Genomic DNA, 15,369 nt, shown 5'->3' with positions numbered 1-15,369 from the left:
CCGGATCCTGAAGGACGACGGCACGATCTGGGTGATCGGCAGCTATCACAACATCTTCCGGGTCGGCGCGGCGGTGCAGGATCTGGGCTATTGGATCCTCAACGACATCGTCTGGCGCAAGGCCAACCCGATGCCCAATTTCCGCGGCACCCGCTTCACCAACGCGCACGAGACGCTGATCTGGGCGTCCAAGGGCGAGAAGGCGAAATACACCTTCAACTATCGCAGCATGAAGACGCTGAACGACGAGTTGCAGATGCGCAGCGACTGGGAGTTTCCGATCTGCGGGGGGCAGGAGCGGCTCAAGAAGGACGGGGTGAAGGTCCATCCGACCCAGAAGCCCGAAGCGTTGCTCTATCGGATTCTGCTGGCGTGCACCCAGCCGGGTGACGTCGTGCTCGACCCGTTCTTCGGGACCGGGACGACGGGAGCGGTCGCAAAGCGGCTGGGGCGGCGCTGGATCGGGATCGAGCGCGAGACCGGTTATTGTGCAGCGGCGATCGACCGGATCGAGGCGGCGCTGCCGCTCGACGAATCGGCGCTGCGCACGATGCAAAGCCCACGCGCGGCACCCAAGGTCGCGTTCGGGACGATCGTCGAAACCGGCTATCTGATCGCAGGCGCGGTGCTGACCGACGCGAAGCGCCGCTGGCGCGCGACGGTGCGCGCCGACGGATCGCTGCTCAGCGACTGCGGCAAGATCGGCTCGATCCACAAGCTCGGCGCCACGGTGCAGGGCGCCCCGGCGTGCAACGGCTGGACCTTCTGGCACCACGATGCGGAAGGGACACTCGCCCCGATCGACACGCTGCGCCAGACCTATCTGCTGGCCACGCAACCGTGAGGGGTCGGGCCTGATCTCGCATCTCACCCCGGCACGATTCGTCGCCACGCCCGTAGGGCACGAGGAAGGCAGCGTCGCGCGCCTGGCCGGCGGGATGCTGTGGTATGCCGCCTATGACGTGGTCGAGGGCACCCGCCGCTGGAGCGTGCCCGTGGCGGAAGTCGCGACGCTGGGCAACCGGGCCGCGCTGCTCCACGCCCGCTTCACCGCACCCCGCGCCGCCTGGACGGTCGGCGCCCGGACCCTGCGCTTCGATCAGCCGCACGTCGCCGCCATCCTGAACGTCACCCCCGACAGCTTTTCCGATGGCGGCAGGCACGCCGATCCGGCCGCCGCCGCGGCGGCCGGCATCGACATGGCCGCGCTCGGCGCGGCGCTGGTCGATCTCGGCGGCGAATCCACCCGGCCCGGCGCGGCGGCGGTGTGGGAAGGCGACGAGATCGCCCGCACCATCCCGATCGTCGAGCGCCTGGCCGCCGCCGGTACGTTGGTCTCGATCGACACGCGCAAGGCCGCGGTGATGGAGGCGGCGCTCGCGGCTGGAGCCGGCATCGTCAACGACGTGTCCGCGCTGCTCTGGGACGATCGCGCGCTCGACGTGGCGGCAAAGGCCGGGTGCCCGGTCATCCTGATGCATTCGCCCGATCCCAAGGGTGGCGGCCATGCCCGCGTGACCTACGGCGATGTCGTCGCCGACGTGTTCGCCTGGCTGGAAGCACGCGTCGATCTGGTCGCCGCCGCCGGGGTGAATCGAAGCCTGATCGCGGTCGATCCGGGCATCGGGTTCGGCAAGTCGCTCGCCGACAATCTCGCGCTTATCAACGGTCTCGCCGCGTTCCACGGTCTGGGGTGCCCGGTGATGCTCGGCGCCAGCCGCAAGCGGATGATCGGCGCGCTGTCGAACGAGGCGCCGGTCGCGGCGCGGCTCGGCGGCAGCCTGGCGCTGGCGATGCGGGGGCTGGAGGCAGGCGTGCAGATGCTGCGCGTCCACGATGTTGCGGAGACGGTGCAGGCGTCGCGGGTGTGGCGCGGCCTGCGCGACCGTGCTTTGGTGGGCTGACATGATCGTCGCTGCCGTCCCCCGCTATCGCACCATCGTCGCCGAGGTCTGGCGTCCGCTCGCGGCACTGTTCATCTGGGACGTGATCGTCACGGTGACCTATTACGTCCTGCCGTTTCGCGCCCCATCGCTCCCGCTGACCCTGTTCGGCACCGTGCTCGCGCTGTTCCTCGGCTTCCGCAGCAATTCGGCCTATCAGCGCTGGTGGGAGGGACGGACCCTCTGGGGCGCGATGATAAACGCCTCGCGCAGCCTGGCGCGGGCCGCGCGCAACTTCCTGCCCCAGCCGCAGGCGCATGACCTCAAGCGCACGATCGTGCTGCGCCAGATCGCCTATGTGAACGCGCTGCGGTGCCAGTTGCGCCGCCAGCCGGTCGATGCCGAGGTGCTGCGCTTCCTCTCCCACGGCGAGGCCGAACCTGCGCTGGCACGGACCAATATCGCCAACGGCCTGGTCGACGGCACCGGCCGCCGGATCGCCGATGCGGTGCGCGAGGGCTGGCTCGACACCATCCAGCAGAGCCGGTTCGAGAGCGTGCTGATCGACATCGCCAACGCGCAAGGCGGGATGGAGCGGCTGAAGAACACGCCGCTGCCCAATCAATACCGCTTCTTCCCGACGCTGTTCGCGCATCTGTTCTGCGTGCTGCTCCCGATCGGGCTGGTCGAGACGCTGGGCTTCGCCACCCCGCTCGGATCGACGATCGCGGGACTGATGTTCCTGGCGGTGCTCAGGATCGGTGACGATCTGGTCGATCCGTTCGCCAACACCGTCCACGACGTATCGCTCAGCGCGATGTGCCGCACGATCGAGATCGACCTCCTGCAAGCCATCGGCGACCCCGCGCCCGAACCGCTGCAACCGGTGAAAGGCGTGCTGTGGTAGCCTACCGCTCCCGCGTCGCGGCGAAGGTGACCTTGGTATAGCGGTCGGCGATATACCCCACCTCCCATGCGCTCTTGGCCAGGAACACCGGGTTGCCGTCGCGGTCCTTTGCCATCGCCGACCGGTTGATGTCGGTAAACGCCTTCAGATCCGCCGCTTCGCCCGAAATCCAGCGCGCGGTATCGAAGGGGGCCGGCTCCAGCGCGGCGGCGACCTTGTATTCGGCGTCCAGCCGGCTGAGCAGCACCTCCAACTGCAACTGGCCGACGACGCCGATGATCCAGTTGGAGCCGATCTCGGGATAGAAGACCTGGGTCACGCCTTCCTCGGCCATGTCGTCGAGCGCCTTTCGCAACTGCTTGGTCTTGGTCGGGTCTTTCAACACGACGCGGCGCAGGATTTCCGGCGCGAAATTGGGCAGGCCGGTGAAGCGCACGGCGTTGCGCTCGGACAAGGTATCCCCCACCCGCAAAGTACCGTGGTTGGGGATGCCGATGATGTCGCCGGGAAACGCCTCGTCCGCCAGTTCGCGGTCTCGCGCGAAGAACAGGATCGGCGAATGCACCGCGATCGGCTTCGCGCTGCCCGACGGCGTCAGCTTCATGCCGCGCTTGAACACCCCCGAACACAGCCGCATGAACGCGATCCGGTCGCGGTGGTTGGGGTCCATATTGGCCTGGACCTTGAAGACGAAGCCGGTGACTTCGCTGCCCGATGGATCGACGGCGGCGGGTTCGGCGGGTTGCGGGCGCGGCGGCGGCGCGAAGCGGCTGAGCGCCTCGATCAGTTCGGCGACCCCGAAATCCTTCAGCGCCGAACCGAAATACACCGGGGTCAGGTCGCCCGCGCGATAGCGTGTCGCATCGAACGACGCATAGCCGCCCTGCGCGAGTTCGGCCTCGTCGCGCAGCCGCGTCATGCCTGCGTCGGACAGCGTCGCGGCCAACGCCGGATCGTTCAGCCCGGTAAAGGGCAGTGCGCCACCCATGAACTCGCGACTGGGGCCTTCCGGGCGGCTCAGCGTGTTGGCGTAGAGATCGTACACCCCCTCGAACTCGCCGCCCATGCCGGCCGGCCAGCTCATCGGGCACACGTCGAGCTGGAGCATCTCGGCGACCTCGTCGAGCAGTTCGAACGGATCGCGGCCCTCGCGGTCGACCTTGTTGACGAAGGTGATGATCGGCACGCTGCGCAGCCGGCACACCTCGAACAGCTTGCGCGTCTGCGGCTCGATCCCCTTGGCGGCGTCGATCACCATCACCGCCGAATCGACCGCGGTCAGCGTGCGATAGGTATCCTCGGAGAAATCCTCGTGCCCCGGTGTGTCGAGCAGGTTGAAGGTGATGCCCTGCCGCTCGAACGTCATCACCGACGAGGTGACCGAGATGCCGCGCTGCTGCTCGATCTTCATCCAGTCCGAACGCGCGCGCCGGTTCTGCCCGCGCGCCTTGACCTCACCGGCCAGATGGATCGCGCCGCCGAAATACAGCAGCTTTTCGGTCAGCGTCGTCTTGCCGGCGTCGGGGTGAGAGATGATCGCGAAGGTGCGGCGGGGGGATGGGGTCATGATGTCCTATGGAACGCTGCCGACCTGATGATCGGTCAGTCGAAAGAGGGCGCGGCACGCGAGCCGTGATGGACGTGCAGTACCTCCACACGGTCCGCCCAGACCAGATACAGAATGCGGTAGCCCCTGTGCACCAAGCGCCGCACCGGTCCGTGCCGTGACGCGTATGCAATGGGAAAGCGCTTGGACCAATGCTCCAAACTGGCGATACGTTGGTCCAGCTCGTCCAGGAAGGTATCAGCTCGCTCGGGATTGTCTTCGGCGATCCAGTAACGAAGCGCGCTCAAATCCTGTTCGGCTTGCGCCGTGATGAAGACCTTCACTAAGTCGGCGCGTAGCGCCGGCGGAGGTCGTCGAACACATCCTTGGCGGGTCGGCTCCGCCCTTGCTCCATGTCTTCGATCCCGCGCTCGATCGCCGCAATCGTGCTCGGATCGAGCGGTTCGGCATCGACACCGGCGTCGAAACCCTCTCGCCGACGGACAAGGCGGACGCCCTCACTCAGCACCTGTTCGCGGGATTCGAACATCCCGGCGCTCACGAGTTCGTCCATCGCCTGCTGGGTGGTGGAATCAAGATGAAGCGGGCTCGCCATAAAAATCAACGTAGCTTCTTGCTCGCGTCGCTTCAACCAGCGAGCGTCACGCTCATCCCAATCCGCCTGCTCGCGCCCGGTGCGACCGCGAACACGCCGGGCTTGTCACAGAACTCGCCGGCATAGCCCTCCGGATCCGCAATGCCGTGCCAGGGCTCGACGCAAACGTAATGCGCGCCGGGCTTGGTCCAGATGCCCAGCATCGGCGTGTCGGGAAACGCGATCTCCAGCTGCGGGCCGTCGCTCGCGCCATAGGTCACCCGGTCCGAGCGGATATGATCCCAAACCAGCGCGTCCTTCTCGAACAACGCGTCGCGCAGCGTCAGCGTGCGGCCATCGAGCGGGGAAGGGCGCGTGCCCGCGGCGATGGTGCCGTCGTCGGCGATCGCGCGCAACTCGTCCGGCTCGTCGGCGCCGAAGACGATCCGGTGATCGGCGCGGTCGCGATCATAGGGCAGCGGCCAGGCGAAAGCAGGATGAAATCCGAAGCTGGCGGGCAGCGGCACGTCGCCGCTGTTGGCGATCGTCACGTCGACCGACAAGGTCGCGCGCTCCATCCGAAACGCGATGTCGAGCCGGAACGCGAACGGGTAATGCACCCGCGTTCCCTCATCGTCGGTCAGGCGAAAGGTCACGCGATCGGCGGCCTGATCGACGACGGCAAAGTCTCGCGTCCGCGCGAAGCCATGCTGCTTCATCGGATATTCGCGGCCATCGACGCGGATCACGTCGCCCGACGGGCGTCCGACGACGGGAAAGAGGATCGGCGCGCGCCCGGCCCAGAAGCGCGGATCGGCATCGGTCATCAATTCGCGACCAGCTGCATCGCGCAGGCTCGACAATTCGGCGCCCAGCGGGTTGATCGCGGCGGTCAGCCCGTCGCCGGTAATGGTGACCCACTCAGCCACGCAATGTCACGCCCAGCTTGGCGGCGGCGGCCACGACCTTGTCCGCGATCGCCTTCAACTGCTCGTCGGTGAAGCTGGCGTCGTGCGGCTGGAGCATCACCTCGATCGCGATCGAGGTCTCGTCATCCTTGACGAATACGTCGAAGACCCGCGCGCCCACGATCGCCGCCTTGTCCGCGCCGCGAACCGCGCGGACCAGCGCATCGGCGGCGACCCCGGCCGGCACCACGAAGGCGAAGTCGCGCCGTACCGCCTGCAAGGGCGGCGGGGCAAAGGCTGGCCGCGAAAAACCCGCCTGACGTCGTGCGGGAACCGCGTCCAGGTACAATTCCACGCCCGCCACGGCGCCGTCGAGATCGAACGCCTTGAGCACCTGCGGGTGGAGCATCCCGAACGCCGCGAGAATCGTCTTGGGGCCGAGCCGCAGCGTTCCCGACTGGCCGGGGTGCCAGGCCTCGCCGGCGTCGCCCATGACCTGGAGATTGTCGACCGGAGCGCCGGCCGCCGCGAGCAACGCCATCGCCTCCGCCTTGGCATCGAACGCGTCGAACGTGACGGCCTTGCCGTGCTGCCAGCCGCGCGCGCGGCGATCGCCCGTCAGGACGATGCCGAGCGTCGCGCGCTCCGCATCCGCCAGATAGCGCCGCCCCAGTTCGAACAGCCGCACCGACGATGTGCCCCGGCGCAGGTTGCGCGCCGCGGCGGACAGCAGTCCGGGCAGCAGCGACGGGCGCATGGCCTTCAAATCCTCGCTGATCGGATTGGCCAGCGTCCAGGCGCTGCCACCGAATGCCGCGGCGTGCGCTTCTGGAAGGAAGCTCCACGTCACCGCCTCGTCCAGCCCGCGCGCGGCGGCGGCACGGCGGACGCGGCGCTCGACCTTCTGTTCGGGCGTAGCGGTCGGCCGCGCGACGCCGGGTGCGCGGGGCAGGGCGACCGCGGGCACCTTGTCGATGCCCTCGATGCGGATCACTTCCTCGACCAGATCGGCGGCGCCGTCGATATCGCGGCGCCATGTCGGTACACGCACCGGCCACCGGCCCTCGATCGTCGCGAACAACGCGTCGCTGAACGCATCGGGGTGGGTAATCGCGCCGACCGAGAAGCCGAGCGACAGCAGGATGCGCGCCTGCCGCTCGGGCGCGACATGGAGCCCGCCGAGATCGCGGCACAGATGCGGGTCATAGGAGACGATGCGTTGCTCGACCGGGGCCGCGCCCGCACGCGTCACGCCGCTCGCCCGGCCGCCGCACAGGTCGAGCACCATCCGCGTCGCGATCGCCAGCCCGTCGTCGAGGAACGCCGGATCGACACCCCGTTCGAAACGCGTGCGCGCGTCGCTGGTCAGCGTCAGCGCCTGGCCGGTGCGTGCGATCGCATCGGGGTCGAAATAGGCGCATTCGATGATGACGTCGGTCGTCTCCGCGGACACGCCCGAATGCGCGCCGCCCATGATGCCGCCGATGTCGTGGACGCCCGCATCGTCGGCGATGACCGTCATCCCAGCCGCCAGCGTATAGCTGCGCCCGTTGAGCGCGACGACGCTCTCGCCCTCATGCGCGGCGCGTGCGACCAGCCCGCCCGACAGCCTGGCGCGGTCATAGACGTGCAGCGGGCGGCCGAGATCGAACATCACGTAATTGGTGATATCGACCAATGCCGAAATCGGCTTCTGCCCGATCGCGACCAGCCGCCGCCGCATCCATTCGGGCGCCTGGCCGTTCGTCAGGCGGCTCACCCCTTGCGCGAAGAAGGCTGGGCAGGCGGGGCTGTCGGTGCGCACGTCCGGGCCGGGGCCTTCGCCCATGACCGGATCGACGTCGAGCGGCTTGAGCGCACCCAGCCTCGCCGCCGCCAGATCGCGCGCAATGCCGCGCACGCCCATGCAGTCCTGGCGGTTCGGCGTGACGCTCACGTCGATCACCGGATCGCTCAGCCCGGCATAATCGGCGTAGCTGGTGCCGACGGGGGCATCGGCGGGCAGTTCGATGATGCCGTCATGCTCGTCGCCCAGCTGCAATTCGCGGGTCGAGCACATCATGCCGTTCGATTCGACCCCGCGGATCGCGGCGACCTTCAGCGTGATATCGGCGCCGGGCACATAGGTGCCGGGGCTGCCGAACACGCCGATCAGCCCCGGGCGCGCATTGGGCGCACCGCACACGACCTGTAGCGGACCATCGCCGGCATCGACCGACAGCACCTGCAGCTTGTCGGCCTGTGGGTGACGCTCTGCCGACAGCACCTTGGCGACCCGGAACGGCGCCAGCGCCTCGCCGGGATTGGCGACGCCTTCGACCTCCAGGCCGATCCGCGTCAGCGCCTCGACGATCGCATCCAGCGATGCCTGGGTTTCCAGATGCTCCTTGAGCCAGGACAAGGTGAACTTCATGCGCCCACTCCCCCGGACAAGGTGGGCACGTCCAGCGCCGAAAATCCGTAATGCTTCAACCAGCGGATATCGCCGTCGAAGAACGGCCGCAGGTCGTCCATGCCGTATTTCAGCATCGCCAGCCGATCGATCCCGCAGCCGAACGCGAAGCCCTGCCACTCGTCCGGATCGAGCCCGCATGCGGCGATCACCTTGCGGTGGACCATGCCGCTGCCGAGCACTTCCATCCACCCCTCGGACCCGCCGATGACGCGCTTGCCCTTGACGATGGTGTAACCGACATCGACCTCCGCCGAGGGTTCGGTGAAGGGGAAATAGCTCGGACGCAGCCTGAGCGCGATGTCGTCGCGCTCGAAGAACGCCTTGAGGAAGGTCTCCAGCGTCCACTTCAGGTGCCCGAGCGTGATTCCCTTGTCGATCACCAGCCCTTCGACCTGGTGGAACATCGGCGTGTGGGTCGCGTCGCTGTCGGACCGATACGTGCGGCCCGGCGCGATGATGCGGATCGGGGGTTTCTGGCTCAGCATCGTCCGGATCTGCACCGGGCTGGTGTGGGTGCGCAGCAGCATTCGCGCAGCGCCATTCGTGCTCGCCTGCGGCTCGCAGTAGAACGTATCGTGCATCGCCCGCGCCGGATGGCTCTCGGGGATGTTGAGCGCGGTGAAATTATGCCAGTCGTCCTCGATCTCCGGCCCGGTCGCGACCGCGAAGCCCAGATCGGCGAAGATCTCCGCCAGTTCGTCCATCACCTGGCTCACCGGATGGATCGTACCCGTCAGCGGCGCGTCGGCGGGCAAGGTCATGTCGAGCGTCTCGCTCGCCAGCCGCGCGTCGAGCGCCGCGCGCTCCAGCGTCTCCTTGCGCGCCGCGATCGCATCGGCGACGGCGGTGCGCAGCCCCTGGATACGCGGCCCCTCGACCTGGCGCTGGTCGGCGGACATCGCGCCCAGCGTTTTCAGCATTTGCGTCACCCGCCCCTGCTTGCCCAGCGCCTCGACCCGCACCGCATCGAGCGCGTCGAGTCCCGCCGCCGCGTCGATCGCGGTGAGCATATGCGCGCGCATCTGGTCGAGATCGGTCATCTTGTCCCTCTTCGTCGGCCCCGCCGATAACGAAAAGGGCGCGGATGGCCTAGCCATCCGCGCCCCTATCTCACTCGCAGCAGGCGTGCCTCAGGCGGCCTGGGGCAGAGCCGCCTTCGCCTGCGCGATGATCGCGGTAAATGCCGCTTCCTCGTGCATCGCGATATCGGCCAGAACCTTGCGGTCGAGTTCGATGCCCGCCAGCTTGCAGCCGTGCATGAACTGCGAATACGTCAGCCCCTCGGCGCGGACGCCGGCGTTGATGCGCTGGATCCACAGCCCACGGAACGTGCGCTTCTTTACCTTGCGGTCGCGATAGGCATATTGCCCCGCCTTTTCGACGGCCTGACGGGCGATGCGGATCGTGTTCTTGCGCCGGCCGTAATAGCCCTTCGCCTGTTCCAGGATCTTCTTGTGCTTGGCGCGGGTGGTTACACCGCGTTTGACGCGTGCCATTGTCTAATTCCTTCCGCTCAGCCGAGACCGTAAGGCGCCCACGCCTTGACGGCGGCGGTGTCGGCCTTGGAGAGCAGCTTGGTGCCGCGGTTCTGGCGGATGTACTTGCCGTTGTGATGATGCAGGCGGTGGCGCTTGCCGGCGACGCCGTGCTTGAGCAGACCGGTCGCGGTCAGCCGGAAGCGCTTCTTGACGCCGCTCTTGGTCTTGAGCTTGGGCATTTTGGTCCTTTCGAATTGGCGATGCATCCGACAGCCGCGGCAGCCCTTGTGGCCGGGTCGTCTTCATGCGCACCGCACGAGAAGCGTGCGTCCTTACGCGCGGGGCATCCGGATTGCAACCACGGTGGAACCAGCGCGCGGTCCGTGCGATACCGCGTCCATGGATGTAGCGCGTGATACCCCGACAGCGGCGCCCGTGAGTCGCCCCCGCCGCCATATCGTCCGCAACACCCTGATCGGCGTGCTCGGCACCATATTTGCGATCTGGCTGGTGCTGTTCATCACCAAGGGGCGGTTCCTGAAACCCGTGTTCGAGCGATTCGTCGCTGGTCAGACGGATCGCAAGGTCGCGGTCGCGGGCGATTTCCAGCTGTATTTCGCGCCGCTCAGGATAAAGCTGCTCGCCGAACGGATCACCGTCGCCAACCCCGCCTGGGCGACCCGCCCCGAACTCTTCCGCGCCGACCTGATCGACACCCGCATCGCGCCGCTGTCGCTGATCTTCGGCAAGCGTCGGCTCTACGGCCTCGATCTTCGCGGGGCCGCGCTCGATCTGGAATGGACGCCCAGTCACAGCACCAACACCTGGACCTTCAGCGGGAAGAAGGGCGGCGAGCCGTTCGCCCTGCCGCGGATCGACCGTGCGACCGTCGTGGGCAGCACGGCGCGCTACATCGATCCGCAGCTGCAGGTACTCGCGGATCTGAAGATCGACACGATCCGCTCCACCGACGCGCGCATCGGCGACACGGTGGGCGTGCAAGGCACCGGAATCGTGCGCAGGACGCCGTTCACCGTCACCGCGCGCCTCCTCTCGCCGAATGAAACCGTGGCGCGCGGGCAGAACAAGCTGGTCGCGCAGATGCGCGCGGCGAACAACGTCATCGACATCGCCGGTACGCTACCCAGCCTGGCCGATATCGAAAACGTGCCGCTGCGCACCCGTGCGCGCGGCCGGGACATGTCCGAACTGCTGGGGATCATCGGCGTCGTCATCCCGCAGACCCGCCGCTACGATGTCGCCGCGCGGCTGGTGAAATCGGGCGACCGTTACCGTTTCACGAACATGGCGGGCCGATTTGGTCAGAGCGACGTCGCCGGCCGGCTGACGATCACCAACGCGGCGCGTATCCACCTCGATTCGGTGCTGACGACGCGGCGGCTCGATATCGTCGATGCCGCGCCGTTCATCGGCTACAATCCCGACATCGTCGCCGCGCGCGGCACCGTCGCTGCGGCTGCGGCCACGGGTGCTGCACCCCAGCGGCTGATGCCGGATGCCGAATTTCCGGTCGCCACGATGCAGCGCTTCGATGCCGATCTGAAATGGACGATCGCGGCCGTGCGATCGCGCAACGTGCCGGTGTCGAACATCGACATGACGCTCGATCTCGAACGCGGGCGCCTGGCCCTGTCACCACTGACCTTCTCGATGGCGCGCGGCAACGTCGCATCGGACCTGGTGTTCGACACTCGGCCCCGACCCAGCGCGGTCTCCTATGACATCCGCCTGTCGCCGACACCGCTGGGGCGGCTGCTCGCCGGCTACGGCCTGATCGAATCGGGCACGACCGGCACGATCAAGGGACGCGCACAGCTGGCCGGGCGCGGCGACTCGATCCACCGGTCGCTCGCCACGTCGCGCGGCCGGATCGCCTTCACGATGCCCGGCGGCACCTTGTGGACGCGCAACGTCCAGCTCGCCGAACTCGATCTCGGCACCTTCGTGCAGAAGATGTTCGAGGAGAAGTTGAAGAAGCCCGTCCAGGTCAATTGCGGGCTGATCGCCTTCACCGTGCGCGACGGCGTCGCGGCGGCCGATCCCATCCTGATCGACACGTCCAAGAACGTGATCGCCGGGCGCGGCGGCTTCAGTTTCAAGACCGAGGCGGTCGATCTGGCGTTTCGCGCCGACGGCAAGAAATTCAGCCTGTTCTCCGGCCAGTCCCCGGTCGGCATCGGCGGCTATTTCGCCTCCCCCCGGCTCGACGTCATCAGCCCGCAACTGCTGAGCCGGGCAGGCGCCGGACTCGGCCTGGCGCTGCTCGCGACGCCACCTGCCGCGGTGCTGGCGTTCGTCGACGTCGGCAACGCCAAATCCGCGGCCTGCGGACCCATATTGGCGGCCGCGACCGCACGGGCGCAGCGCACGACCAAGGGCGAACCGCGCGACGACGTCGGTCGCGGCACGATCTCCAAGACCGACGGCGACAAGCCCCAGGCCAAGCGCAAGAAGTTCCTGGGCATTTTTTAGAGCCGGTTCGCGACCAAGTTGATACGCAATAGCCCCGCTCCTTCCAGGGAGTAGAATTGCATATGGCTCGGTCCGAGGATGCAAGATCACTGCCTCCCCGGCGAAGGCCGAGGCCCAGGCCGGCATGCGTAGATGGTAAGGTTCGTCCTCACGTCCGCACGACCTGTGCGCTTGGACCCCGGCCTTCGCCGGGGAGGCGTTCGCTATGCAAGGCGTATCAGCTTGATCGCGAACGACTCTGGAACCGTCTATCGCGCTCCGCCCTGAGCGAAGTCGAAGGGCATGGGCTTAGGGGCTGTCCTACAGCCTGCCTGCCGTGCCAGCATAGCGGCATGGCGTATTCCTCCTCCCTCCCCATCCGCATCCACGCGCAAGCACGAATCGCTGGCTTTCGAGCCAAGATGTCCGCGCGATATCCCGCACAGGCGCGGCCGGCATTCGTGGCCGCGAATTTACGACCGGAGGGATTTTGCGCTGGGACGTAGTGTCCGGTGTGTCCGGTTCCGATCGTGAAAAGGCGCGCAGCTCAGTGATCGTGGACCCGGTGCAGCGCCTCCAGCACGTCGTCCACCCGCGCCGGGTCGCCGATCGCCAGCACATGGCCCTCGCTCTGGGCGGTCAACGGATCGCCGTTCCAGTCGCACATCCGCCCGCCGGCGCCTTCGACGATCGGCACCAGTGCTGCAAAATCGTGGAACTTCAGCCCCGATTCGCACACCAGGTCGATCTGCCCGGACGCGACCAGCCCGTAATTATAGCAATCCCCCCCATAGATCGGGGTCATCCGATTATGGCCACCCGAGGTCGCGGCGGTCAGCGCCAGGAAGCGCAGAGCCGCGTCGTCGCCGAAATAATGCGGGCTGGTGGTCGCCAGGACCGCGCCTTCCAGTTCGGCGCACAGGCGGGTGTGCACGGGCACGCCGTTGAACGTCGTCGGTCTGCCCGCCACGCCGAACCAGCGTTCGCGCTGCACCGGCTGGTCGATGACCCCGAGCACCGGCCAGCCGTGCTCGACCAGCGCGATCAGCGTACCGAAGATCGCGCGGCCCGCGGTGAAGCTGTGGGTTCCGTCGATCGGATCGAGCACCCAGTGGCGTCCGGACACGCCTTCCTTGGTGCCATGCTCCTCGCCGATGATGCCGTCGCCCGATCGCTCCGCCTCGATCAGGCGGCGCATCGCGGTCTCGGCCTCGCGGTCGGCCAGCGTCACCGGGGACCGGTCGTCCTTGATCTCCAACCCTGCGGGCTTGCGGAAATAGTCGCGGATGATCGCGCCCGCGGTATCGGCGAGGCGGTGCGCGAGGTCGATGTCGGATCGGGTGACGGGCATGGCGCCGTGCCTATCGGCGGGCGGGCGCCACGGCAATGGACGCGGGGGCGCGATCGGCCTAGCGTCGATACATCCCTGTCGGAGTTCTTCCATGCGCCTTGCTGCTGTCGCCGCCGTTGCCGCCGTCCTTCTCTCCGCACCCGCTTCCGCGGCGCTGGCGCCGGGGGCCAAGGCACCCGACTTCACCACGCGCGGCGCGATCGCGGGCAAGGTGTTCACGGTGCATCTGGCCGAGCAGTTGAAGAAGGGGCCGGTCGTGCTCTACTTCTTCCCCGCCGCCTTCACCTCCGGCTGCAATGCAGAGGCACGGGCATTCGCGGAGCGCGTCGCCGACTTCAGGAAGGCGGGCGCGACGGTGATCGGCATGTCCGCCGATCCTGTCGAGGAACTGGCGAAGTTCTCGGCGAGCGAATGTGCGGGCAAGTTCGCGGTGGCCAGCGCCGGCCCGGCGGTGGTTGCGGGCTACGATGTCGCGCTGGGCCGCGAGATCAAGGGGCGGCAGGTCACCAGCCGTACCAGCTATGTCATCGCGCGCGACGGTCGCGTCGCCTTCGCGCACAACGACATGAACCCTGCGGATCATGTCGCGATGACGCTTGCCGCCGTCGCGAAGCTGCCCCGCCGCTAAGCGGGTCGGCAAACGGGCCGGCCCGGTCACGGGTTGCTAAGGTTTCTTCATTAACACCCCGGTCGGTGAGCATCGGGGGATTTATGCGGGGCGCCAACGCAGCGCGGCGGGACGGGCCGGAAACCGAATTGTACGATCGGATCGGCCTGTTCCTGGCCGAGCAGCGATTGAGCGCCGATCCGGATCATTATCGGTTCGCACATGCCGTGCTCAGCAATCCAGGGGGGCCGATCGCGCGTGCGGTCGAGCAGCTGGTTGACGGACGCCTGCGGTTGCGGCCGGTCGATATAGAGCGGCTCTGTGCGCAGGTGGCCGGGCCGCGTGCGACCAGTCGCGAATGGCCCGATGCCGCAGCGACGCGCGCGCAGGAAGCCGCCGAAGCGGGCGCCCGCGAGCAGGCCGACGGCTTTGCCGACATGGTGCGCGCGATCTACGCGGAGACTCGTGGCTTCGGGCAGGATTTGGCCGCGAGCGCCGCGGCGTTCGAACGGATGCCGCCCGTCGATGGCCTGGACGAGATCGCCCGTATCGCCGGCACGATGATCGCCAGGGTTCACGATGCCGAATCGCGGCTCGCCACGGCGACGCGGGAGGCCGATACGTTGCGCGAAAAGCTGGCCGAGGCCAGCGTGATCGCGCGCCGCGACAGCCTGACCGGGCTGCCCAACCGCCGCGCCTTCGAAGAGGCGTTTGCCGACCGGGCCTCGTCCGCTGCGCCCTGGTGCCTGGCGCTGTGCGACGTCGATCGTTTCAAACGCATCAACGACGAGCATGGCCATCCCGTCGGCGACCGTGTTCTGGGCGCGGTCGCCCGCATCCTGGTGGGCGCCTGCGAGGGGCATCTCGTGGCGCGGCACGGCGGTGAGGAATTTGCGGTCCTGCTGAAATCGGTGACGTTGAGCCAGGCTGCCGAAGTCGTCGAGGAGGCGCGCGCCGCGATCGCGGTAAAGCGCTTCCGCGACCGCGACACCGATGCCGCGCTGGGCGTCATCACGATGTCGGTCGGCCTCACCGCGATCCAGACGGGCGACGATATCGAAACAGCCTTCGAACGCGCCGATCGCCTGCTCTACACCGCCAAGGCCGGCGGGCGAAACCAGGTGGCTACCGCCTAAGATCGGCGCCACGCGCCAACCCGCCTGGCAT

At 67.7% G+C, this 15,369-nt stretch carries 15 protein-coding genes; 6 read left to right on the top strand and 9 right to left on the bottom strand.

Going from position 1 to position 15,369, the window contains the following annotated elements:
• From VF643_RS10440 to VF643_RS10430, 3 genes are all read left to right on the top strand, one after another.
• On the top strand, positions 1–844 hold an 844-nt coding region (locus VF643_RS10440; RefSeq protein WP_331043322.1), incomplete at its 5' end, for a site-specific DNA-methyltransferase.
• Positions 845–854: 10 nt separating this feature from the next.
• Positions 855–1,904 (top strand): dihydropteroate synthase, encoded by a 1,050-nt coding sequence (folP, locus tag VF643_RS10435; protein WP_331043328.1) that lies wholly within the window; start codon positions 855–857, stop codon positions 1,902–1,904.
• 1 nt (position 1,905) lies between these two features.
• Positions 1,906–2,790, top strand: coding sequence for a bestrophin family protein (locus VF643_RS10430; protein ID WP_331043321.1), 885 nt, complete (start codon positions 1,906–1,908; stop codon positions 2,788–2,790).
• 1 nt (position 2,791) lies between these two features.
• Here VF643_RS10430 and VF643_RS10425 read toward each other — a convergent pair whose 3' ends face one another.
• From VF643_RS10425 to rpmI, 8 genes are all read right to left on the bottom strand, one after another.
• Complete coding sequence (locus tag VF643_RS10425) at positions 2,792–4,357, bottom strand: peptide chain release factor 3 (protein WP_331043320.1); 1,566 nt, start codon at positions 4,355–4,357, stop codon at positions 2,792–2,794.
• A 35-nt stretch (positions 4,358–4,392) separates the two neighbouring features.
• Positions 4,393–4,680, bottom strand: a complete 288-nt coding sequence (locus tag VF643_RS10420) for a type II toxin-antitoxin system RelE/ParE family toxin (protein WP_331043319.1) — start codon at positions 4,678–4,680, stop codon at positions 4,393–4,395.
• Positions 4,680–4,988, bottom strand: coding sequence for a hypothetical protein (locus VF643_RS10415; RefSeq protein WP_331043318.1), 309 nt, complete (start codon positions 4,986–4,988; stop codon positions 4,680–4,682). The genes VF643_RS10420 and VF643_RS10415 overlap by 1 nt, the downstream gene beginning before the upstream one ends.
• Positions 4,985–5,860 carry an aldose 1-epimerase family protein gene (locus VF643_RS10410; protein WP_331043317.1) on the bottom strand — a complete coding sequence of 292 codons (876 nt, stop codon included), beginning with the start codon at positions 5,858–5,860 and terminating at the stop codon, positions 4,985–4,987. The genes VF643_RS10415 and VF643_RS10410 overlap by 4 nt, the downstream gene beginning before the upstream one ends.
• Entirely contained in the window at positions 5,853–8,252 is a 2,400-nt protein-coding gene (gene pheT / locus VF643_RS10405) for a phenylalanine--tRNA ligase subunit beta (RefSeq protein ID WP_331043316.1), read from the bottom strand. The genes VF643_RS10410 and pheT overlap by 8 nt, the downstream gene beginning before the upstream one ends.
• On the bottom strand, positions 8,249–9,334 hold the full coding sequence (gene pheS, locus VF643_RS10400; RefSeq protein ID WP_331043315.1) for a phenylalanine--tRNA ligase subunit alpha: 1,086 nt from the start codon (positions 9,332–9,334) through the stop codon (positions 8,249–8,251). Before pheS ends, pheT begins: the two co-directional genes overlap by 4 nt.
• Before the next feature lie 90 nt (positions 9,335–9,424).
• Positions 9,425–9,790 (bottom strand): 50S ribosomal protein L20, encoded by a 366-nt coding sequence (rplT, locus tag VF643_RS10395; RefSeq protein WP_331043314.1) that lies wholly within the window; start codon positions 9,788–9,790, stop codon positions 9,425–9,427.
• A 17-nt stretch (positions 9,791–9,807) separates the two neighbouring features.
• Positions 9,808–10,011 carry a 50S ribosomal protein L35 gene (rpmI, locus tag VF643_RS10390; RefSeq protein WP_331043313.1) on the bottom strand — a complete coding sequence of 68 codons (204 nt, stop codon included), beginning with the start codon at positions 10,009–10,011 and terminating at the stop codon, positions 9,808–9,810.
• Positions 10,012–10,171: 160 nt separating this feature from the next.
• Between rpmI and VF643_RS10385 the strand changes: the two genes are divergently transcribed.
• A complete protein-coding gene (locus VF643_RS10385; RefSeq protein WP_331043312.1) occupies positions 10,172–12,265 on the top strand; it encodes an AsmA family protein in 2,094 nt (697 codons plus the stop codon).
• A gap of 526 nt (positions 12,266–12,791) precedes the next feature.
• Here the strand turns inward: VF643_RS10385 and VF643_RS10380 are convergent.
• Positions 12,792–13,595: an inositol monophosphatase family protein gene (locus VF643_RS10380; protein ID WP_331043311.1), complete on the bottom strand. Its 804-nt coding sequence runs from the start codon at positions 13,593–13,595 to the stop codon at positions 12,792–12,794.
• A 91-nt stretch (positions 13,596–13,686) separates the two neighbouring features.
• Here VF643_RS10380 and VF643_RS10375 point away from each other — a divergent pair, with 91 nt between their 5' ends.
• Together VF643_RS10375 and VF643_RS10370 are read left to right on the top strand one after the other, a co-directional pair.
• Positions 13,687–14,223, top strand: a complete 537-nt coding sequence (locus tag VF643_RS10375; RefSeq protein ID WP_331043310.1) for a peroxiredoxin — start codon at positions 13,687–13,689, stop codon at positions 14,221–14,223.
• 83 nt (positions 14,224–14,306) lie between these two features.
• The gene (locus VF643_RS10370) at positions 14,307–15,338 is read left to right on the top strand and encodes a GGDEF domain-containing protein (RefSeq protein WP_331043309.1); all 1,032 of its coding nucleotides are present in this window, start codon (positions 14,307–14,309) and stop codon (positions 15,336–15,338) included.
• Positions 15,339–15,369: the final 31 nt, after the last annotated feature.

Source organism: Sphingomonas sp. (genome assembly GCF_036387595.1).
GTDB lineage: Bacteria > Pseudomonadota > Alphaproteobacteria > Sphingomonadales > Sphingomonadaceae > Sphingomonas.
Note: the sequence above shows the minus strand (reverse complement) of the source record. Positions and strands in the feature narration are given on the sequence as shown.

Bases quoted from the DNA above. Each gene is read 5' to 3' on its own strand.
- VF643_RS10385 (WP_331043312.1), top strand. From the start codon at position 10,172: ATGGATGTAGCGCGTGATACCCCGACAGCGGCGCCCGTGAGTCGCCCC.
- pheS (WP_331043315.1), bottom strand. From the start codon at position 9,334: ATGACCGATCTCGACCAGATGCGCGCGCATATGCTCACCGCGATCGAC.
- VF643_RS10375 (WP_331043310.1), top strand. From the start codon at position 13,687: ATGCGCCTTGCTGCTGTCGCCGCCGTTGCCGCCGTCCTTCTCTCCGCA.
- VF643_RS10380 (WP_331043311.1), bottom strand. From the start codon at position 13,595: ATGCCCGTCACCCGATCCGACATCGACCTCGCGCACCGCCTCGCCGAT.
- pheT (WP_331043316.1), bottom strand. From the start codon at position 8,252: ATGAAGTTCACCTTGTCCTGGCTCAAGGAGCATCTGGAAACCCAGGCA.
- VF643_RS10370 (WP_331043309.1), top strand. From the start codon at position 14,307: ATGCGGGGCGCCAACGCAGCGCGGCGGGACGGGCCGGAAACCGAATTG.
- VF643_RS10430 (WP_331043321.1), top strand. From the start codon at position 1,906: ATGATCGTCGCTGCCGTCCCCCGCTATCGCACCATCGTCGCCGAGGTC.
- rpmI (WP_331043313.1), bottom strand. From the start codon at position 10,011: ATGCCCAAGCTCAAGACCAAGAGCGGCGTCAAGAAGCGCTTCCGGCTG.
- rplT (WP_331043314.1), bottom strand. From the start codon at position 9,790: ATGGCACGCGTCAAACGCGGTGTAACCACCCGCGCCAAGCACAAGAAG.
- VF643_RS10425 (WP_331043320.1), bottom strand. From the start codon at position 4,357: ATGACCCCATCCCCCCGCCGCACCTTCGCGATCATCTCTCACCCCGAC.